This window comes from Paenibacillus sp. JNUCC 34, assembly GCF_058269055.1.
Genome location: NZ_CM177770.1, coordinates 2,756,999 through 2,775,904, shown reverse-complemented (window position 1 = coordinate 2,775,904; position 18,906 = coordinate 2,756,999). Strand labels below are relative to the sequence as shown.

The 18,906-nt window shown below is 42.4% G+C and carries 14 protein-coding genes and 2 pseudogenes; 8 read left to right on the top strand and 8 right to left on the bottom strand.

Translation table 11 applies throughout. From position 1 onward, the window contains the following. Positions 1-95 precede the first annotated feature (95 nt). Complete coding sequence (locus AC2TF5_RS13110; RefSeq protein WP_491302570.1) at positions 96-2,468, top strand: ABC transporter ATP-binding protein/permease; 2,373 nt, start codon at positions 96-98, stop codon at positions 2,466-2,468. 107 nt (positions 2,469-2,575) lie between these two features. On the opposite strand, the gene AC2TF5_RS13105 is transcribed toward AC2TF5_RS13110, so the two are convergent. Next, positions 2,576-3,094 (bottom strand): GrpB family protein, encoded by a 519-nt coding sequence (locus tag AC2TF5_RS13105; RefSeq protein WP_491302569.1) that lies wholly within the window; start codon positions 3,092-3,094, stop codon positions 2,576-2,578. Between the two features lie 168 nt (positions 3,095-3,262). On the opposite strand from AC2TF5_RS13105, the gene AC2TF5_RS13100 reads away from it, so the two are divergent. The 4 genes from AC2TF5_RS13100 (at position 3,263) to AC2TF5_RS13085 (ending at position 6,440) form a co-directional block, all read left to right on the top strand. Next, a complete protein-coding gene (locus AC2TF5_RS13100) occupies positions 3,263-4,075 on the top strand; it encodes a helix-turn-helix domain-containing protein (protein ID WP_491302568.1) in 813 nt (270 codons plus the stop codon). After that, positions 4,050-4,676, top strand: a complete 627-nt coding sequence (locus AC2TF5_RS13095) for a GNAT family N-acetyltransferase (RefSeq protein WP_491302567.1) — start codon at positions 4,050-4,052, stop codon at positions 4,674-4,676. Before AC2TF5_RS13100 ends, AC2TF5_RS13095 begins: the two co-directional genes overlap by 26 nt. A gap of 67 nt (positions 4,677-4,743) precedes the next feature. After that, the gene (locus AC2TF5_RS13090; RefSeq protein WP_491302566.1) at positions 4,744-5,364 is read left to right on the top strand and encodes a DedA family protein; all 621 of its coding nucleotides are present in this window, start codon (positions 4,744-4,746) and stop codon (positions 5,362-5,364) included. After that, complete coding sequence (locus AC2TF5_RS13085) at positions 5,361-6,440, top strand: DUF418 domain-containing protein (protein ID WP_491302565.1); 1,080 nt, start codon at positions 5,361-5,363, stop codon at positions 6,438-6,440. The genes AC2TF5_RS13090 and AC2TF5_RS13085 overlap by 4 nt, the downstream gene beginning before the upstream one ends. A gap of 100 nt (positions 6,441-6,540) precedes the next feature. Here AC2TF5_RS13085 and AC2TF5_RS13080 read toward each other — a convergent pair whose 3' ends face one another. The 3 genes from AC2TF5_RS13080 to AC2TF5_RS13070 all read right to left on the bottom strand — a co-directional run bounded on the left by AC2TF5_RS13080 (position 6,541) and on the right by AC2TF5_RS13070 (position 12,973). Then, the gene (locus tag AC2TF5_RS13080; RefSeq protein WP_491302564.1) at positions 6,541-7,134 is read right to left on the bottom strand and encodes a sugar O-acetyltransferase; all 594 of its coding nucleotides are present in this window, start codon (positions 7,132-7,134) and stop codon (positions 6,541-6,543) included. Positions 7,135-7,187: 53 nt separating this feature from the next. Continuing rightward, positions 7,188-7,598 (bottom strand): BlaI/MecI/CopY family transcriptional regulator, encoded by a 411-nt coding sequence (locus tag AC2TF5_RS13075; RefSeq protein ID WP_491302563.1) that lies wholly within the window; start codon positions 7,596-7,598, stop codon positions 7,188-7,190. A gap of 506 nt (positions 7,599-8,104) precedes the next feature. Beyond that, positions 8,105-12,973, bottom strand: coding sequence for a S8 family serine peptidase (locus tag AC2TF5_RS13070; protein ID WP_491302562.1), 4,869 nt, complete (start codon positions 12,971-12,973; stop codon positions 8,105-8,107). 411 nt (positions 12,974-13,384) lie between these two features. Between AC2TF5_RS13070 and AC2TF5_RS13065 the strand changes: the two are divergent. Further along, positions 13,385-13,558, top strand: a pseudogene (locus AC2TF5_RS13065) (transposase); the annotation flags it as partial. A gap of 79 nt (positions 13,559-13,637) precedes the next feature. On the opposite strand, the gene AC2TF5_RS13060 reads toward AC2TF5_RS13065, so the two are convergent. Next, positions 13,638-14,087: a VOC family protein gene (locus AC2TF5_RS13060; protein ID WP_491302561.1), complete on the bottom strand. Its 450-nt coding sequence runs from the start codon at positions 14,085-14,087 to the stop codon at positions 13,638-13,640. A gap of 122 nt (positions 14,088-14,209) precedes the next feature. Here AC2TF5_RS13060 and AC2TF5_RS13055 point away from each other — a divergent pair, with 122 nt between their 5' ends. Further along, on the top strand, positions 14,210-15,148 hold the full coding sequence (locus tag AC2TF5_RS13055) for a helix-turn-helix transcriptional regulator (RefSeq protein WP_491302560.1): 939 nt from the start codon (positions 14,210-14,212) through the stop codon (positions 15,146-15,148). Between the two features lie 84 nt (positions 15,149-15,232). On the opposite strand, the pseudogene AC2TF5_RS13050 reads toward AC2TF5_RS13055, so the two are convergent. The 3 genes and pseudogenes from AC2TF5_RS13050 to AC2TF5_RS13040 form a co-directional block, all read right to left on the bottom strand. Beyond that, positions 15,233-16,026 (bottom strand): annotated as a pseudogene (locus AC2TF5_RS13050) (SDR family NAD(P)-dependent oxidoreductase). Between the two features lie 118 nt (positions 16,027-16,144). Continuing rightward, a complete protein-coding gene (locus AC2TF5_RS13045; protein WP_491302559.1) occupies positions 16,145-16,990 on the bottom strand; it encodes an aldo/keto reductase in 846 nt (281 codons plus the stop codon). 102 nt (positions 16,991-17,092) lie between these two features. Further along, positions 17,093-18,307: an MFS transporter gene (locus AC2TF5_RS13040; protein WP_491302558.1), complete on the bottom strand. Its 1,215-nt coding sequence runs from the start codon at positions 18,305-18,307 to the stop codon at positions 17,093-17,095. A gap of 190 nt (positions 18,308-18,497) precedes the next feature. On the opposite strand from AC2TF5_RS13040, the gene AC2TF5_RS13035 reads away from it, so the two are divergent. Continuing rightward, positions 18,498-18,896 carry a winged helix-turn-helix transcriptional regulator gene (locus AC2TF5_RS13035; RefSeq protein WP_491302557.1) on the top strand — a complete coding sequence of 133 codons (399 nt, stop codon included), beginning with the start codon at positions 18,498-18,500 and terminating at the stop codon, positions 18,894-18,896. Positions 18,897-18,906: the final 10 nt, after the last annotated feature.

The following is an 18,906-nucleotide window of genomic DNA, read 5'->3' as shown; positions in this document are numbered from 1 at the left end:
AACTGAAAATCAAGTGTATCGTTCCATCCAATTGATATTGAGTTTACTTTACACTGCTACCCTATTGGTGCAGACAAAAAAATGGAGGAATGTTTATGCTGAAACTCAAACTGGAGAAGATTAAAAAAACATATAATAGCGGCGAAGAAGTTACCGCCTTAAAAAGTATATCACTTGGATTTCGAGAAAATGAACTTGTTTCCATTCTCGGTCCGTCGGGCTGTGGTAAAACCACACTTCTTAATATTATTGGCGGTTTAGACCAGTATGATAGTGGCGATTTAATAATAAACGGTTTGTCCACAAAAGAATATAAGAACAGTGACTGGGATGCTTACCGTAACCGTTCTATAGGCTTTGTATTTCAAAGCTATAATCTAATCGGACATCAAACGGTATTGCAGAACGTTGAAATCGCTATGACTTTATCTGGCGTATCAACTTCCGAAAGAAAACAACGGGCGAAGCAGGCACTAATAGAAGTCGGGCTTGCAGACCATTTGAACAAGAAGCCGAATCAATTGTCTGGCGGTCAAATGCAGCGTGTTGCCATAGCAAGGGCGCTCGTGAACGACCCCGATATTATCCTTGCGGATGAGCCGACCGGAGCACTTGACAGTCATACCAGTATTCAAGTCATGGATATTTTAAAGGAAGTGGCCAAAACACGTCTTGTCATCATGGTAACCCATAACGGTGAACTGGCAGAGGAATATTCAGACAGAATTATCCGTTTTTTAGACGGTGAAGTTCAGTCGGACAGTAATCCAATAGTGGAAGCTGAAACAGGAAAAGCATCCGTACAAACACCCAAAGAACAGAAGTTTAAGAAAACCTCCATGTCACTGATAACAGCAACGGTGCTTTCCTTTAAAAATCTACTGACAAAACGAGGCAGAACGCTTATTACGGCATTTGCAGGAAGCATTGGCATTATCGGTGTTGCGCTTGTTTTGGCTCTTTCTAACGGACTGTCTACCTATATGAACAGTATGCAGTCCGATACACTGAGCAGCTTTCCCATCACCATCGGCACAGGCGAGCAAACCATAGATTTGACCGAACGTGGTCCTGGTGGTCTTGAAGGAAATAATGATGCTGCAGGATATACAGAATATCCGAATGAAAACGTTGTGTACTCCTATGACAGTGAGAAAAACAGTACAAAGCATAGCAATATCATTACCGAAGACTATCTTAATTATATCGAAAACCTTGAAACTGAATTACCTAATGCAGTCAACAACATTTCCTATATGCACGGAGTAAACATTAATTTGTTGGCAAAAGGACAAGACACAGCCGTAAAGTTTGAAACAACTTCAGCTCCAAGCGGTATGGGAATGATGATGGGTAGCAATAAGACCTACTTGCAGGAACTTCCTGAAAATAATGACTTTATTTTATCTCAATATGATTTAATTGGTGAAGGAAGCAGGTTGCCTACAGTAAAAAACGAAGTCGTTTTAGTTGTTGATAATTATAACCGCATTGACAAAGCATTTTTTGAAAAACTTGGTATTACTGAGAATACCGAAAATTATAAGCTGACCGATTTTATTGGTAAAACAATTTTAAAAGTAATACCGAATGATGATTTCTATACTAGGAATGGAGATTTATTCACTGCGGCTGCGCCTACAGATTATGAAAAGCTGTATGACAGTGATACTGGAACAAAACTCACGATTACCGGCATTCTGCGTTCCAAAGAGGATGTGTCAAGCAGCTATTTGTCACCGGGGATTGCATATACCACGGCTCTCACCGCAGATGTAGTTGAAGTTGCGCAAAAGAGCGAAATTGCAACCGCCCAAAAAGATTCGGATAAGGATGTTATGCTTGGCACTTCTTTAGACAATAAGGCGAAGGACAATGCATTGATAATGCTTGGAGCTGATTCCACTCCAACGGGTATCAATATTTATCCGAAAGATTACGAAAGCAAAGACAAAATAAAGGAATACCTTGATGAATACAATGATGGTAAATCAGACGATGATAAACTGATTTATTCTGATATGGCGGAAATGATTTCTTCCATAACAGGAACACTACTTAATACCGTAACTTATGTTTTGACCGGATTTGCTGCTATTTCTCTCTTGGTTTCCACAATTATGATCGGTATCATAACGTATGTTTCGGTAATTGAGCGCACCAAAGAAATCGGCATCCTTCGCAGTGTGGGTGCACGTAAAAAAGACATTTCAAGGGTATTTAATGCGGAAACGCTGATTATTGGATTCACGGCAGGAATGATTGGGGTAGGTCTTTCATATCTGCTTCAAATACCGATCAATAGCATTATATCTAATCTGACAGGAATTTCTGGAGTTGCAAGTCTTAACCCACTTCATGCAGCAGTGCTGGTTGCCGGAAGTATGATACTCACCTTAATTGCTGGATTTATTCCATCAAGAATGGCTTCAAAGAAAGATCCAGTTGTTGCACTTCGAAGCGAATAGCACTCTTTAAAGGCCGCCTACCTGGCACGAATAAAGGAGGACACATATTATGACAATATGTGTCCTCCTTTTATTCAATTAAAGCTCCCAAATAATGATGTTTGGTTTCAGCGAGTAGTCCAATGCCATTTGAGGGCTTCTTTTTCTATTTTTTTAACAAAATCATCTTTACCGTCACCATAGCCATCAATGTCAGTTGGATATTGGGCTGCAAGCTTACTTTTTAATTCTCCGTATTGCTTACATATTTCTGGACTTTGGCGAAGATAATCTCTGAATGATAGGTGCCTTTCGATTTCTTGGATATTATCATACTGGAATACATGAATTTGATGAGTGCGATTGTCTCCTCCCTTACGGAAGTACCTCCTTCCTTTAATTCCAAATTCGCCCATAACTTCATATCCGATATTTTCAAATTGCACAGAATAAGTATCTAACTCATTGATGTCGTTAACTACAAGCAGAATGTCAATGATCGGTTTTGCTTTTAAATTTGGAACAGAAGTACTCCCGACATGAAAACTGTTCACTAATTCATCTTGAAGAATCTCCTTTATTGCATGTTCTTCTTTTAGATACTCTTCTTTCCAACCAGGATTGTGTTCCACAACAGTAATATTCATAGGTTCACCTCTTTTCGCTTTTCACATTTTCACCTAGATGAGAGCATTACATCAATATACATAAGCTGGGAAACTGTGTCAACGAAATTGCATAAAACACTTGACCTTAGGTCTGACCTAAGGTATATCGTTAAGATATTCCAAGCCTTATTCTTAGGAGTGAACTTTATGAAGAGTGAAATTACGATTAGTGAATTAGCCAAGCTTATGAATGTTTCTGTTCATCAAATTCGTTATTTTGAAGAGAAAGGAGTTCTTACTCCCGCTTACACAGATAACAATCAGTATAGAATGTACGACATCGAACAAATATACCAACTTGCACATATTCTATTGCTTCGTAAGCTGGGAGTGTCTGTTCAGTCCATAAATGATTGTATGACCTCCTTTTCTGCGGATCAATATCGACAGCTTCTTCATCATTCCTTGCGGGAAGTGGATGCGGAGTTGTTCCGGCTCAAAGAGCTTCAGCATTTCATTAAAAAAGTTTTGCATGAACAGCAGAACTTTAATTCGCAGTCCAACCACTATCAAATAAAGCGGCGAGACACCACCTATTTTGAACATTGGATTGAAATGAATTCACACACTAAGCTTAATGCCAAACAGTTGGCTGAACAAGCGAAGCGTGTTCCGAACTTGTTCGAATCGGACATTCATTATATATATGATGGTTCGAGCACAATTACCTTATGTCTAGAAACTCAAGGGCCTGGCGATTTTTCTTTACCTGAAGGCAATTACCTTTCCATTCAGAGCCTAATTCATGAAGATGATGAGCTCGAACAAATGATTGAACAGTTGTACGACTATGCTGCTGCGCAATCATATACCATAGCTGGACCCCTTATCCTTATTGAAAGATCCTATTTATCGTTATTTAGCAAGAACGGGTTGCATTACGAGTTGCAATTGTTGATCGAATCGGCTACAAAATCCGAAAGGAGTAACAATCATGACTACAGCACCGATAACAATTGAACCTATGCAGGCCAAGTATAATCTACAGGTCGGACGCCTGCTTGTTCACGGGTTTCGCGGAAAATTTCAAAACTTAACTAACATGAATGATGACGACCTCGCTCTTTTTTTCGAAAAGCTGTTTGAACATTTCCCCACCGAACCGGCAAGTCAAAGAATGGTCGCCCTGCAAGATGGAGAAGTTATCGGGACGATATCTATCAAATGGAAGCCTGAATCTGACATTAAGCAAAAGCAAGAGCTTCCTTCGTGGAAGAGCTTCAATAGGTTGGGAAAATGGAACCTGTTAAAAATGCTGATCGGGTTATCTTTTTTAGATCATAAACCACAGGCTGGAGAATGTTATATTGCAGACATTGTTGTCCATCCGGACCATCGAAGCAAGGGGATTGGAAAGCTATTATTTCAGTGGACGCAGCATTTTGTGCAAACTGAGCCACACCTAGATGTGCTGAGCTTGCACGTCGTAGGTAGTAACCCACGTGCCAAGCATCTATACGAGCTTCTGTCATTCCAGACTCATTTACAAAAGAATAGCTTAGTGCGGCATTTGTTATTTAAAGAATTGAAGTGGGATTACATGGTTTTAAATTTGAAATAATCAGTAAAATTTTAAAGGAGCTATTTATGAACCCAATCGGGAAAGGAATTAAAAGGATGTGACATCGATGAATATTGAAGCGCTATTTGATCAATATGGATATGCAGTCCTGTTCATAGGATTACTGCTGGAGTTCATTGCTCTTCCCTTTCCAGGTGAAATAACAATGCTGTATGTGGGGTATCTGTCTTATCTGGGTGTGTTAAACGGATGGACGGCACTTTTTTTAGCGTTTACCGGAACGACATTAGGAATGACTGTGACATATGTTATCGGTCTGAAAGTGGGAATGCCTTTTATTCGGCGTTTTGGCAAATGGGTGTTTATTACACCAGGCAAATTCTATAAAACGAAAAAATGGTTTAACAGGCGCGGTCATTTTCTTGTATTCATCGGCTATTTTATTCCCGGTGTTCGTCATATAACCGGTTATTTAACAGGTATTTTGGGTTCTTCGTTTCGAACCTTTGCACTCTATGCTTATAGCGGCGCTTTGTTTTGGTGTATTAGCTTCATCGGGTTGGGAAACATGTTTGGCCCACAATGGGAAAATTTGCTGCACGCCATTGAGAGTTATTCTTGGAGCATCGCAATCATCTTGGTACTGCTTGGAGCTGTTGCCTGGCTAGTAAAACGAATGGTTCAATCATCGCGTCGAAAAACACTAAAAGGGAATGATGTGAAATGAGTCAATCGAAAGCGAGGATCACTGCCCTTGATTTTGCGAGAGCATTGGCGATCTTCGGAATGATTATCGTGAACTATAAGCTTGCAATGCAGGCAGAGAATAGCGGACCGGGATGGCTACAATCGATATCAGGTCTGTTTGAGGGCCGAGCATCTGCATTGTTTGTCGTACTGGCCGGCATCGGAGTAACCCTAATGACCTCAAAAGCCCGAAGCTCTATGAATGGAGAGCTTATTCGGCAAAACCGGTACAGCTTATACAAAAGAGCAGCTTTCCTGTTTATTGCCGGCGTGCTTTTATTGTTAATGGACTGGAGCGCAGACATTTTGCACTACTATGCGGTATTTATGCTTGTGGCTGCGGTATTGATCACCGTATCCAACAATAAAATACTCGGATTGTTCTCGTTTATCCTGGTAGCATCACAGTTGTTTTTAGTCATGTTCGATTATACCCAAGGGTGGAACTTGAGTTTTAAAGAATATACGGGTTTTTGGACAATAGAAGGGTTCATTCGTAATCTGTTATTTAACGGATTCCATCCGATCTTTCCTTGGCTGAGCTTCTTCCTCTTCGGTATGTGGGTTGGCAGAAAAGGCTGGCTGAGCAAGGAGCATCGATCGAAGTTGTTGATATATTCATTGTCAGGAACGGTTGTTTTTGAATCCCTTTCCTTCTTCTTGATCAAATGGACTTCCCCTGTACTGGGAAATGAAGCGGCATATTATTTGTTTGGAACGAAACCGATGCCGCCAACAATGCTGTATGTGCTCTCAGGAATTTGTTCGGCTATGGCCGTGATCGCGATTTGTCTTTATGTCGTCGATAAATTTGAGCAGTCCGTTCTTACGCAAGCACTGATCAATACCGGGCAGTTATCGTTATCTCATTATATAGGACATGTGGTGATCGGATTGGGGATGCTTCATATAACAGGCTATTTGGAAAATGGCAGCCTTGTTTTTGCAATAGCATACGGATGCTTATATTTTATAATGGCCATTATCTTTTCGCATATGTGGAGAAAATGGATGACGAGAGGGCCGATCGAGTTACTTATGAGAAAATTATGCTAACATGGAAGATGCAAAGCGTTCTGTAATATGACAAACAATAAAGAATCACAACCACGTCTCAATTCAAGTGGTTGTGATTCTTCTACAGTTCTTTTCAGTCTCACTTCAATGATGAACTTGCAAACTGTTTTTTATCCTCTTCAGTTATTGCTCGAATTACCCGGCATGGATTCCCGGCTGCAATGACATTGGCAGGTATATCTTTAGTGACCACACTGCCGGAGCCAATGATACTATTGTCACCGATCGTGACCCCCGGATTAATAATGGCTCCTCCACCAATCCAAACCCTGTTCCCGATATGAATAGGATACGCAAACTCCACTTCAGCGGCTCTCATCTCAGGGTCAATAGCATGTCCTGCTGTAAAAATACTTACATTAGGGCCAATAAAGACGTGATCGCCGATCGTGACTCTGTTACAATCCAGTACTGTGAAATTATAATTGGAATAAAATTGTTCACCAATTGAAATGTTGTATCCATAGTCACAACGGAATGGCGGCTCAATGAAAAAGTTTGTTCCCGTTTGCCCCAGTAATTGCTTTAACAGATTGTCCCGTTTCTCAATTTCACTTGGCCTCAACGCATTATAATCAAACAATATTTCCTTCGCACGCTGTCTTTCCCTCAGCAGTTCCTCTCCAAAAGCCTTGTATGGCAGGCCAGCTAACATTTTTTCTTTTTCTGTCATGTTAAACGACTCCTCTGGTTGATTTTTATCCAGTATTATTTATATTGGACTCATCAGGTATCTCTTTTTTCTGGTTCTCCGTCGCTCTGATTCTCGTCAAATAACGCCTTCAGATCCTCGATTTCCTGCGCATTCAGCTTTTTATCCTGCAAAAAGTTGGCCAGCATCGGTTTTAATGCTCCGCCATACAATTTTTTCATGAAAGATTTGGTTTCGGACCGCAAGTACTCCTGCTCACTGATAATCGGATAAAATAATTGGGTGCGCTTTGAACCCTTTTCCAGCTTCGCACCCGCCGCTTCCTTCTGCACCAGACGACTAAGGAGCGTCCGGGTCGTATTCGGGCTCCACCCCATTCGATCCGTCATTTGCTTTACGACCTCACTGGAAGGACAATCCGGATTTGCCCACAATACGCGCATAATTTCCAGCTCTGCAGCTGTAATGGGTGGTATTTGGTTCATACATGAAACCTCCAATGTCAATTCACTCAGCTACGTAGGTAGTTTTATCCATGCTATAATTGTAGTTTGATAATGTCAACATGTCTTGTGCAAAATATTATGGCAATCTAAGTTTTCCTCATTTTTGTTACATGCAAAAATGACCCGCAGCGCCTAAAGGAATCATGATTAACAAAAAGAACCCATACAATCCTATTTCCAGGATTGCATGGGCCTATCACGCAAGACCTATGATTGGCTAAGAATATAATTTTTTTACCGCTGTTTTCAGCATTTCAATTTTTTGTACCTTAGACATATCCGTTGTGGTTGAGATACTGTATTCGATTTTGTCGGTATGCCAAAAAACGAATTTTGGATAGATATGCGCCGGGAGGTCATCTTCAAAGAAACCTTTCTTCTTACTTCCCCCTGAGTCCAACGAGTTGTGGCTGGGGAGCTGTAAATAATAGAAAAGGAACTGCCAAGGGCGCAAGCACTCGGCAGTTCCTTTGTTTTTGTACGATTTATTTCGTGTATCCTTTGAAAATACGATATACCACTACGGCTGCTTCGGCACGAGTTGTATTCTCCTGTGCGGCGAAGCGGGTCTCGCCTCTACCTTGCATAATGCCAAGCGCAGCAACCTGGGCAACTGCAGCCTTGGCCCATTCCTGGATCTGTGCTTGGTCAGCATAGCCTGGAAGGGTTGCTTCCGCACCCTCAGTCACTTCCAAGTGCTTCAGCACTCTGGACAGAATGACTGCCATTTCGGCGCGAGTAATGCTCTGATCCGGAGCAAAGGTATGATCCGCATAACCATTGATCCATCCGGCAGATACTGCAGCCTGAACCGCGTCATAGTACCAGCTTCCGGACTGAACATCGCTGAACTGAGTCCCGCTATTCTCACCCTTGCCAAGCTCCAGCGTTCTTACTAATAAGGAGACGAATTCAGCGCGCGTCACCTGCTTACCAGGCGTGTACTGATTCGCACTCGTTCCCGTAACGATATCCTTGGAAGCGAGCACTTCAATTTCATTAACAGCCCATGGATAATTCGTCTTCGTGACGTCTGCAAAGGAGATATTCTTAGCGATGAACATATAGCGGCTGAAGCTGTTCAGATGGGCGACGACTTTGCCGCCAACCAGGCGAGCAGTACGTCCGCTCAGTTCTCCTTTATCCCCAATCTTGAACAGATTAATCTTCTCACTGTTGAAGTCGCCGATCTGGAGTGTCTCCAGCGGTATTGAAACTTCTACCGGCTTGCTGAAAGAGATATTTTCGATTATCTTTCCATCTTTATCAAGAACTGCAAAGTCATAATATACACCAAATGCCTTAATCGTCGAGCCTAATTGCAGACCCTTCAATAAAGCTTCCGTATCTTCCTTCGAGGCAACACTTCCTTGAACAAATGCAGCCTCTTGCGAGGTAATCGCCCCCGCCGGAATCGTTACTGTCAAACCGCCTTCAAGCTTCAGAACCGTTGGCTCTCCAGCCTTGATTGCTTCCTTGACAGTACCTTTTGCTGGAGGAGTGGTTGGAGCGGTTGGCGTTGTTGGAGCAGTTGGTGTTCCACCGCCGCCGCTACCGCCACCGGTGCCGCCTTCACCGCCAGGGTTTCCACCCGTACTTGATTCGGTTACGGTAACAGCAACAGTCGCCTTCAGACCTTCATACGTAACTTCAATGTCTGTGCTGCCTTTCTTCTTGCCTGACACAATACCTTTCTGCACAGTCGCGATCTCAGCGTTGCTTACTGTATACGCCGCCTTCTCAGTTACGTCGGTAACCGAACCGTCCGGCGCTTTATAAGAGACCGATACATTACCCGTAGTACCTGCCTTGATAGATAGAGATTGCGGCGATACAGACAATTCCGCCTGTTGAACTGGCTTAACTGTCAGCTCAATTGTATCGCTCACCTCAACCGGAATTTCTTTACCGTCCCGATCTAGCAGTTCCAGGTTCGCTATTTTGAACGAATACTGTCCTGCAGGCGCTCCGGCAAAATCGAATGAAGCTAACGAGCCTGTTCCTCTATATCCATCAACATCATTCAAACTGATCGAAAATTCATGTCTGCTTAATTCAGGATCATATTCATACACTGTATTTGTAACAGTTAGCGAAGCATCCGGATTAAGTTTAGCCTGATGCTCTTCCAGCTCCGTACTCGGTGTAACTTCCACATCTGTAAATGTATTGCTGTATAACAGATCAAATTTAGCAGAATAGACGGCATCGGTTACGTCGAATGCAACATTTAATGAGAATGGTTCATTCGGCTGAACCTGAACCGGACTAATTGCCGGAGCTACCATGTTAGTCAGTTTATAATCCACGATATGGGCCGGATCAATCAACCCGTTGCCTGCAATATCGTATACATAAACCTCAAAGGAATTGTCTCCTACAGAAATCGGTACCTGAATCGTAAAATGCCCCGAGTTATCGACTTCCCCATCAACTACTTGCCCTTTATTGCCATCATCGTACCAAGCAGCAACTCCGACCACATCATTCATTTCAAGACCAACAATGTCCTTAAGTTGGATTAACAAGTCATACGTAATTTGGCCGGAAATCGTTGCAGTCAGATTGCCTTTATCAACGACAATACCCGGATCGTCCAGCTTGGATACAGGAGCTTCCGTATCGATGATAAAAGGAGTAACTTGAGACTCGACAGGAGCAGGATCATCCAATAAGCTGCCTGCGAATGGTACTAATAAATACAAATCATCCGACGGATTCACTAATTGACCCGATGGCGCAGTGAAAGATCCGTTCCAATTTTTGATAGTATAAGTTCCAGGATCGATTCCATCCTGTTCAATGATAGTACCCAACCATTCGCCTTCTACCGAAAATACATCTAACGAGAAATATTCAATAAACTGGGTAATCGTAAATCTTATAGTGCTTGTATCGTAAAGCGAATCGCCATTTGGCGAGAATATATTCGGAGTCAGCTCCAAGTTAGTAACAACCTCAGCTACCGGAGCTTCACCGACATATACAGCAATCGGCAGTTGAATAACATGGCCGCCTGCTTCTGTCAGGATCAGTTCACCTTCATAACGCTGATCCGCTGCATTAGCCGGAACGGTAGCTGTAACTGTAAAGGACTCCTCGCCGCCTGCAGATACACCAACTACATTTTTCGATGTTGTTAATGTAATTGGAGAAGATCCATACCACTCAGTGCTAATCGAGTAGGACGAAGCCGCATTGGCAATATCCTTGACTACCACCTTACGATTGGTACTCTCGCCATAATTAATGTAACCGTAGGAGAGGCTACCTGTATGATAGAGAACTTCTACCCCATCCTTAACGGCAGTTGTCTTCCCCTCTACCCCAGCAACTGCTTTCGCATCCAACACTTTATTCAGATCAACTCTTCCGGCGCCTTGATCCATATGAGAGTATCGTTCATTGTTGCGGTCGGAGAGTTTAACAGCATTGTTCATGAGCAGTGACTTAATATCATACTGATCCAAATTAGGGTATTTCGCTTTCAGTAACGCTGCTGCCCCGGCAATATGTGGAGCTGCCATGCTTGTACCATTCTGTGCTTCATACCATCCTTCATATTCGGTCACACTGGAGCGAATGCCAATGCCTGGTGCAGAGATGTCCGGCTTAACCGCATAGGAAGGTTTGGATGGACCGCGTGAACTAAAACCTGCGATAATATCCTTTTCAATGGTTGTCGTGAAATTAACTTGTAAACTCGGATCCGCATCAAGTTTGGCCTTTATCTGATTGCCATATGTGCCCGAAAGAGCATATACCGGAATAGTAATATTGATATCGCCTAAGGTACCGCTCTCTAGAGCTTCTGGCGCATTGTTGTATACAACTGCTGCGGCGGCCCCTGCATTAATTGCATTCAGTGCTTTATCGGTGAAAGACAATTCACCACGTTTGATGAAGGCGATTTTCCCACTTAAGTCTTTTCCAACATAATTCTCAGGCTTGCCTAAGCCCACATCAACAAGCTGATATAAACCTGTAAGATTCTCAATACCTTGGGATTTATCAAAGGAATCCAACTTGAATTCTCCATCTGAGCCATCGATCTTCAGGATCGGAGTCACTATCGGAGGCTTCGATGCGCCTACGGAAATCACTAGTTCGGCCGTACCCGGATCGGTTACTGTAGCATCAGCCGGACCGCTGTTGCCATTCGATACGACAGTGATAACACGTGCAGCCATCGCATTGTTCACGGCTACTGCATCAGCGGATCTCTCATTATTAGTTTCCGAACCGAGCGACAGATTAATGACATCCATTCCATCCACTACAGCACGTTCAATACCCGCAATTACATTAGCCGTCGAACCGCTGCCATAAGGTCCAAGGACCTTGTATGCATGGATTTCAGCTTCTGGGACTACGCCTGTAATCCCTGGTTGTCCTTCCTTGCCTACGCCACGACCAGCAATAACCCCAGAGACATGGCTGCCGTGTGAAGTCCAGTATGGTCTACCCGTTACTGGATGCGTTTCAGGTAGACTTGGATCTAACGAATGTGCATCATCATAATCTTTTCTTGTCGTTTCATACGGATCATTATCATTATTAACGAAGTCATACCCTAGATTGTTAGGGTCTACTGTACCGACAAGATCAGGATGATCATGGGCAATACCGGTATCGATGACCCCGACCTTGATTCCGGCGCCTTTAACACCTTGGCTCCAGAATGCTTCACTGCCGATAAACGGCACGCTTCCTTCGGGAACAGCAGTGGAACCTCCAACCGGCTCCTCCAAAGCATATACTGTGTTGTTTGGATAAATCGCTTTAACACCAGGAATTTTCAGCAAATCTTCGACTTGATCCGCAGCAATCTCCAGCGAGAATCCATTGAATACTTCGGAATACTCACGATCAATGTCTACATTTAGTCGTTTATTCGCTGATTTCTTGAAATTGTCCTGCTCTGTCTTTACCTGTAATTTTTGAGATATGGCTGACCTACCCATCCGTAAGTTCTTATGACTCTCTTCAAAAACCTTCACCGGCTCGGATTGTAGTTCTACGATGACGGAAATGCGTTCTGTACTATCTGAGAGGGGAACATAGTTCTGTGGTTGAATCGCTGCCTTGTCGAGGGTGTCTATCTTATCAATTTGCAATCCATTGGCCTGCCGCTTCGCTGATTTCAATGTGTCCGTCTTCGACGGCTTCTCCAGCGTTACGTTCTGATCCAAGCTGCTCACATCAAGCGATATGGCCTTCGGATCTAACTTCGAAATGATCTTCTGGGCTCCGCCTGTCTCAGGCGAAATGCCTTCCTGCGCTCCTACTGCTGGCAATATTAGCGTGAAGGCTAATAAGAAGCTCAGTAAACTACCAACAACTCTCCTCTTCAAGCACTCTCATCTCCTTCAAAAAGTATATTGTATGCGCTAACAAAGTTGTGTTTTATAGTAACTTCTATATTTCCTACAATTTTCCTTCTATTATTACAACTATATTTATCGGGATAATAGACTAAAATCCGACGATTATCTTCTTTTCTAGCTAATAAACGAGTTTGTTTCTTGTCTAACTATGTAAATCGGGGCTTTACTGGACATATTCTGACAAAAAAGCCTAAATAAGGAGAGCCCTGCAAAACGAATACAGTACCTGTAAAATGGAGCCCGGTACCTTGTCGGTACTGGAAATCGCAGAAGATGAGCGGTCAAGAAGGATTTGAATACAACAAAGATGCGGATTTTGTGATATGCCCTGCAGGACAGCACAGCACTCGGAAAGCGATGCAAGGAAGTAAGCAAAGCGAAAGACCAATCATAGAACACAAGAACGCAGAGATGAAGAGGTTCCACGGGATGGCAATAGCCAAATACCGAGGTCTATTTCGCATGCGAATACAGGCGTACCTCACCGCCTTTGTTGTAAATGTGAAACGAATGGTGAAGCTAGCAGAGCAAAAGCAGCCCGCCCTCGGATGAGGAACGAGCTGCTTTTTTTAGTCTTCACGAGTACATTTTCAATTTGAAGCTCACTTCGAAGTATGGAATACACATTTATTTATTGTAATCTATCATCAAACATTAATTGTATTTGAATACCGAACGGGTCTTCAATAATACCGTATGCTTTACTGAACACATTATTAGATAAAGGAACAATGATTTTCACTCTATCATCTGTAATTAAGCTATTATAAAAATGTTCAATTTCCTCTAAGTCAGCACTTTGAATACATAATGAAGTGTTATTGCCAACTGTATATTCTTCACTGGTATCCATTGTATCTTCCGCTATCATTACCTTTGTTCTTCCGATGGATAAGACGGAGTGAGAAATATAATTCTTTTTTTCATCCGTAAGCTGTATGGAGCTGTCACGTTTGGCCATGTCTTGATAGGTAACAAGTAACAATTCCTCTGCGTTAAAATGATTTTTGTAAAAATGTATAGCTTCTTGTGCGTTTCCGTTCATGGATAAGAAAATAGCTACTTCTAGTGTTGTACTCATGGTATCAATCTCCTTTTATATAATGATTTCAGGTAGTATCTTATACATTTGATATATGACCTTGAACTCATCATAATATATAAAGGTATCAAAATATGAAACCTTTAATGAGGAGATTTAATATGAATAAATCAGAAAGATTAAATGACATGATAAGATACTTAAACAGTCGAGAGTTCTTTAATTTAAATGACCTAATGAATAAATACAATATTTCAAAAAGTACAGCTCTACGTGATATTAGTTCATTAGAACAATTAGGTATGCCTATTTTTTCGGAACATGGCAGACATGGACGATATGGCATCTTAAAAAATAGATTGCTATCCCCCATAAATTTTACAATTGATGAAGTGTATGCTCTGTACTTTGCCATGTTGACGTTAGAATCTTATCAATCAACACCATTTCATTTAAGTGTTACTAAGCTAAATGAAAAATTTGAAAACTGTCTTTCTAAAAAACAAATAGAGCAGATTCACAACATGAAAAAAGTCCTACAGTTTGAAATATATCAGCATCATAATGTCAGTCGTTTTTTAGATAAAATTCTAAAAAGCATTCTTAATGAGAGCAACTGTAAGATACAATATGTAAAAAATAATCAGACAAAAAGTTACCATGTTCAATTTTTCAAAATTTCCGCTAAGTTTGGTCAATGGTATGCTACTGGAATAGAGTTAAAAACGAATAAATATAGAGTTTTCAGATGCGATAGAATAACCTTTATTGAAGAAGGGGAAATCAAATCTCACTTTTCTATAGATGAACTCGTTAGTCGTTCATTAGAAATGTATCAATCTGAGAAGAGTATTCACTTTGAAGTAGAGATTTTTGAACAAGCAAAGGATCTTTTTTATAAAGAACATTATCCTTCTATGACAATAGAAATCGGGAATAAAACAGTCATTAAAGGATTTTTTAATCAAGGGGAAGAGGAGTTTATAGCTAATTATTTTATGAGATATGGTAATTATGTTATATCAGTGAAGCCTGAATCACTAAAACAAATTATCCAAGATAAAGTAGAGAATCTCTTAAATCACTATCGAAAAATATAACTATACTATATATCCATATAATTAAAAAACCGCGTATCTACGCGGTTCCAATGAATATCTTATTTATTCAAGCTGCTTTCTTCCTTAGAACACGCTTCGTACCAAGCCCCCATCAATTCGGAGTGCTGAACCGTTAATGGCCGAGGACTTGGAGCTGCTCAGATACGTAACTAAATCCGCAATCTCCTCCGGTTGAATCAGTCTCTGAATAATAGACGTCGGCCGGTTTTCCTTCATAAACCGCTGCTCGGCTTCTTCGATGGTAAACTTCTCATCCGGGTACAAGGTATTCAGCATCGTCTCAACACCTTCGGTAAGGGTTGATCCAGGCATGACGGTATTCACCGTTACGCGTGTGCCTGTTGTCAGCTCAGCCAAACTCCGGGAAAGGGACAGCTGCATCGTCTTGGTTGCACTGTAATGTGCCATCTCTTGCGAAGGCATAATGGCTGCTTCACTCGCGATAAAGATGATTCTGCCTTCATTGCGATTGATCATGTTTTTCAGATAGTGCCGTGTTAACCGAACACCGCTCATAATATTTGTCTCAAAGAACTTGAACCAATCCGCATCCGATATATCGAAGAATTCAGCAGGTTCAAAGATCCCTAAATTGTTAACCAGAATATCAACAACCGGAGCAGCTTCCCTGACCTGATGGCAACCCTCCTCCGTGCCAAGATCTGCTACGACAAAACGCAACTCGGCATCTGGATACTTCGAGTGAATGTCATGTATTGTTTGTTTCACTTTATCCTCGTGTCTTCCATTAATAATGACCGATGCCCCTCTGATGCAAGAGACATTGCTATCGCTTTGCCGATGCCGGACGTTGAGCCTGTTACCAATGTTACTTTGCCCTGTAGATCCAAATTCATAATGCTCTCTCCTTCCATCTATGTAGGAATGGGCTCTCTTTGTTCCGGTAGAGCTACTGGAAGTAAGGAGAGCCACAATATTCATTACACTTATATTGTTGCCGTAAACGTGGATTTCTTAGAAATCAAAATTGTCCGGATCTGGACCCACTCTGTGATCCTGATTCAAGCTGTTGATGCGCTTCATATCTTCACCAGACAATTCAAAATCAAAGATAGCTGCATTCTCCATAATTCGGTGTTCCTTGGTTGATTTTGGAATCGTTACAACGCCGTTCTGTAAATCCCAGCGCAGAATAATCTGGGCAATGGATTTATGATGTTTCTCCGCGATGTTCCGAAGCTCCTCTTGATCGAGCAGTTGACCCTGCATTAAGGGTGACCAGGCTTCAAGCTGAATTCCGTTCGACTGACAGAACGACTGCAGTTCTGTTTGCGTTAGTCGCGGGTGATATTCAACCTGATTCACCATCGGCTTGATTTCGGTTTCCTTCATTAATTGTTCAAGGTGATGAATCTGGAAATTACTCACGCCAATGGCTTTCACGCGTCCTTGCTTGTAAAGCGTCTCTAACGCTTTCCATGCTTCTATATATTTCCCTTCAACCGGCCAGTGTATGAGGTATAAATCCAAATACTCTAGACCCAGCTTCTGAAGACTTTCTTCGTAAGCTTTCATTGTCGATTCATAACCCAGATCAGCATTCCACACTTTGGATGTGACAAATAGATCTTCTCTATTTAAACCTGCAGCTACCAGGCCCTCACGAATTCCTTGCCCGACACCTTCTTCATTACCGTATATTGCGGCTGTGTCTACGCTCCGATACCCATGCTGGATTGCCGTACGTACGGCACTTACCAGTTCCGGTCCTTCTTCTACTTTAAATACGCCAAGTCCAAACCAAGGCATATTGACTCCATTATATAAAGTGGTTGTATCTTGTAAGTGTTTTGCTGTCATGTTGATAAACCTCCGATAATTTTTTGTAAAAATGTTAATTCCCCAATAATATCCCCGACCGAACGCTTAAGACACCACCTCCCTTCATGTAAAATAACGATTTTAAGCTGCTTGCTCCTGCTGTTTCTGCTGCTCCCGCTGATCCTTCCGTTCCAGCTTCAAGCTCCAACCCGTGAGTACGATAGCACCTAGTACCATCAATGCTCCAATCCATGCCGTATGAATCATGCCCATCGAATTCGTGATCAAACCGCCAAGGAAAGCACCGATGGCAATACCGGCATTGAACGCGGCAATATTGATCGCTGAAGCAATATCCACGGCGCTTGGGACAAACCGCTCAGCCAGCATAACGACATATACCTGCAATCCCGGCACATTCATGAAAGCGAGAAAACCCATTAGGATTATCGTGATTAAACCGGCCACTTTAAACGGTGCCGTAAACGTAAGAATGAACAGCACCAGCGCTTGGGCAATAAACATATAGAGCAGAGCTTTGAGCGGATTCCGGTTGGCTGCCTTCCCGCCGATAACATTACCGACAGCGATGGCAATCCCATACACAAGCAGAATGACGGCCACCGTAGTTTCCTTAAAGCCGGTTATATCCTGAAGCAATGGAGATAAATAAGTGAAGACGACAAAGGTCCCTCCATAACCTAATGCGGTGATCAGGAACATAAGCAGCAGTCTGCCATTCGTCACCAACTTGACCTGATCTCGGAAAGAAGTGCGCTCCCCTTTGGGCAATTCCGATGGCACAAGTATACAGTTCGCGATAAATGCAACAATACCGACCACAATTATGGCGACAAATGCTAGTCTCCATCCCCACTGCTGACCGATAAATGTTCCAAGCGGCACACCCGTAACCGTAGCTACCGTAAGGCCAGTGAACATAAAGGAGATAGCAGATGCTCTACGGTCCTCTGGTACTACGCTTGCTGCAATGATCGAACCGATCGACATAAATACGCCATGAGAGAAGGCGGAGAGCACGCGTGCAGCAAGCAGTATGCCAATGGATGATGCACTGGCTGCCACGCTGTTTCCTATGATAAAAATGATCATAATCCACAGCAGCAATGATTTTCTGGACATCCTTGAAGTTAAAGATGTTAATATCGGTGCACCGAAGGTAACGCCGAGTGCATACATCGAAACGGTTAATCCTGCAGTGGTCACTGAAATATTCATATCTTCCGCTATCAGCGGAAGTAACCCCACGCTTATAAACTCTGTAGTACCGATAGCAAAGGCAGTAACGGCAAGCGCCAGCAGCGCAAACATGCTACTTTTTTTATCTAAAACCATGATGGATAATTTCCTCCTGTCCAATGTCTTGCTTGTATAATGTGAAAATATTGAGTATGGTGTAATCCAGCTGGCAAATGCTATTATGATCTATATCATTTATTGTGTGAAGAACGTACTTTTTTGTAATGTAGGCACCTGTCAGTACCCTAGGTACTTTTTAGTGCCCATAAGAATATGGAGGATGTTTATGCAGGCGAAGAAATACAACATAGCAGTAGAAGCGACATTGGAAGTCATCGGAGGCAAGTGGAAATGTGTGATCCTGTGTCATCTGACCCATGGTCGTAAACGAACAAGCGAGTTGAAGCGTCTCATGCCTCATATCACACAAAAAATGCTGACTCAGCAGCTGCGGGAGCTGGAGGATGATGGTGTGATCAATCGCATTATCCATAACCAGGTTCCGCCAAAAGTGGAATATGAGCTGAGCGACTACGGCATGAGTTTGAGCGGAATTCTGGATTTGCTCTGTGCATGGGGTGAAAAACATATTACAAAAGTATACGGTGACAAATTCAGCGTGCTTGAGGATAATGTGCTTAACGATAAACTTAAGGTTGCGGATGAGCCATCAGACGTACGCTAAACCGAAGAAG

Bases quoted from the DNA above. Each gene is read 5' to 3' on its own strand.
- AC2TF5_RS13110 (WP_491302570.1), top strand. From the start codon at position 96: ATGCTGAAACTCAAACTGGAGAAGATTAAAAAAACATATAATAGCGGC.
- AC2TF5_RS13105 (WP_491302569.1), bottom strand. From the start codon at position 3,094: ATGAATATTACTGTTGTGGAACACAATCCTGGTTGGAAAGAAGAGTAT.
- AC2TF5_RS13100 (WP_491302568.1), top strand. From the start codon at position 3,263: ATGAAGAGTGAAATTACGATTAGTGAATTAGCCAAGCTTATGAATGTT.
- AC2TF5_RS13095 (WP_491302567.1), top strand. From the start codon at position 4,050: ATGACTACAGCACCGATAACAATTGAACCTATGCAGGCCAAGTATAAT.
- AC2TF5_RS13090 (WP_491302566.1), top strand. From the start codon at position 4,744: ATGAATATTGAAGCGCTATTTGATCAATATGGATATGCAGTCCTGTTC.
- AC2TF5_RS13085 (WP_491302565.1), top strand. From the start codon at position 5,361: ATGAGTCAATCGAAAGCGAGGATCACTGCCCTTGATTTTGCGAGAGCA.
- AC2TF5_RS13080 (WP_491302564.1), bottom strand. From the start codon at position 7,134: ATGACAGAAAAAGAAAAAATGTTAGCTGGCCTGCCATACAAGGCTTTT.
- AC2TF5_RS13075 (WP_491302563.1), bottom strand. From the start codon at position 7,598: ATGAACCAAATACCACCCATTACAGCTGCAGAGCTGGAAATTATGCGC.
- AC2TF5_RS13060 (WP_491302561.1), bottom strand. From the start codon at position 14,087: ATGAGTACAACACTAGAAGTAGCTATTTTCTTATCCATGAACGGAAAC.
- AC2TF5_RS13055 (WP_491302560.1), top strand. From the start codon at position 14,210: ATGAATAAATCAGAAAGATTAAATGACATGATAAGATACTTAAACAGT.
- AC2TF5_RS13045 (WP_491302559.1), bottom strand. From the start codon at position 16,990: ATGACAGCAAAACACTTACAAGATACAACCACTTTATATAATGGAGTC.
- AC2TF5_RS13040 (WP_491302558.1), bottom strand. From the start codon at position 18,307: ATGGTTTTAGATAAAAAAAGTAGCATGTTTGCGCTGCTGGCGCTTGCC.
- AC2TF5_RS13035 (WP_491302557.1), top strand. From the start codon at position 18,498: ATGCAGGCGAAGAAATACAACATAGCAGTAGAAGCGACATTGGAAGTC.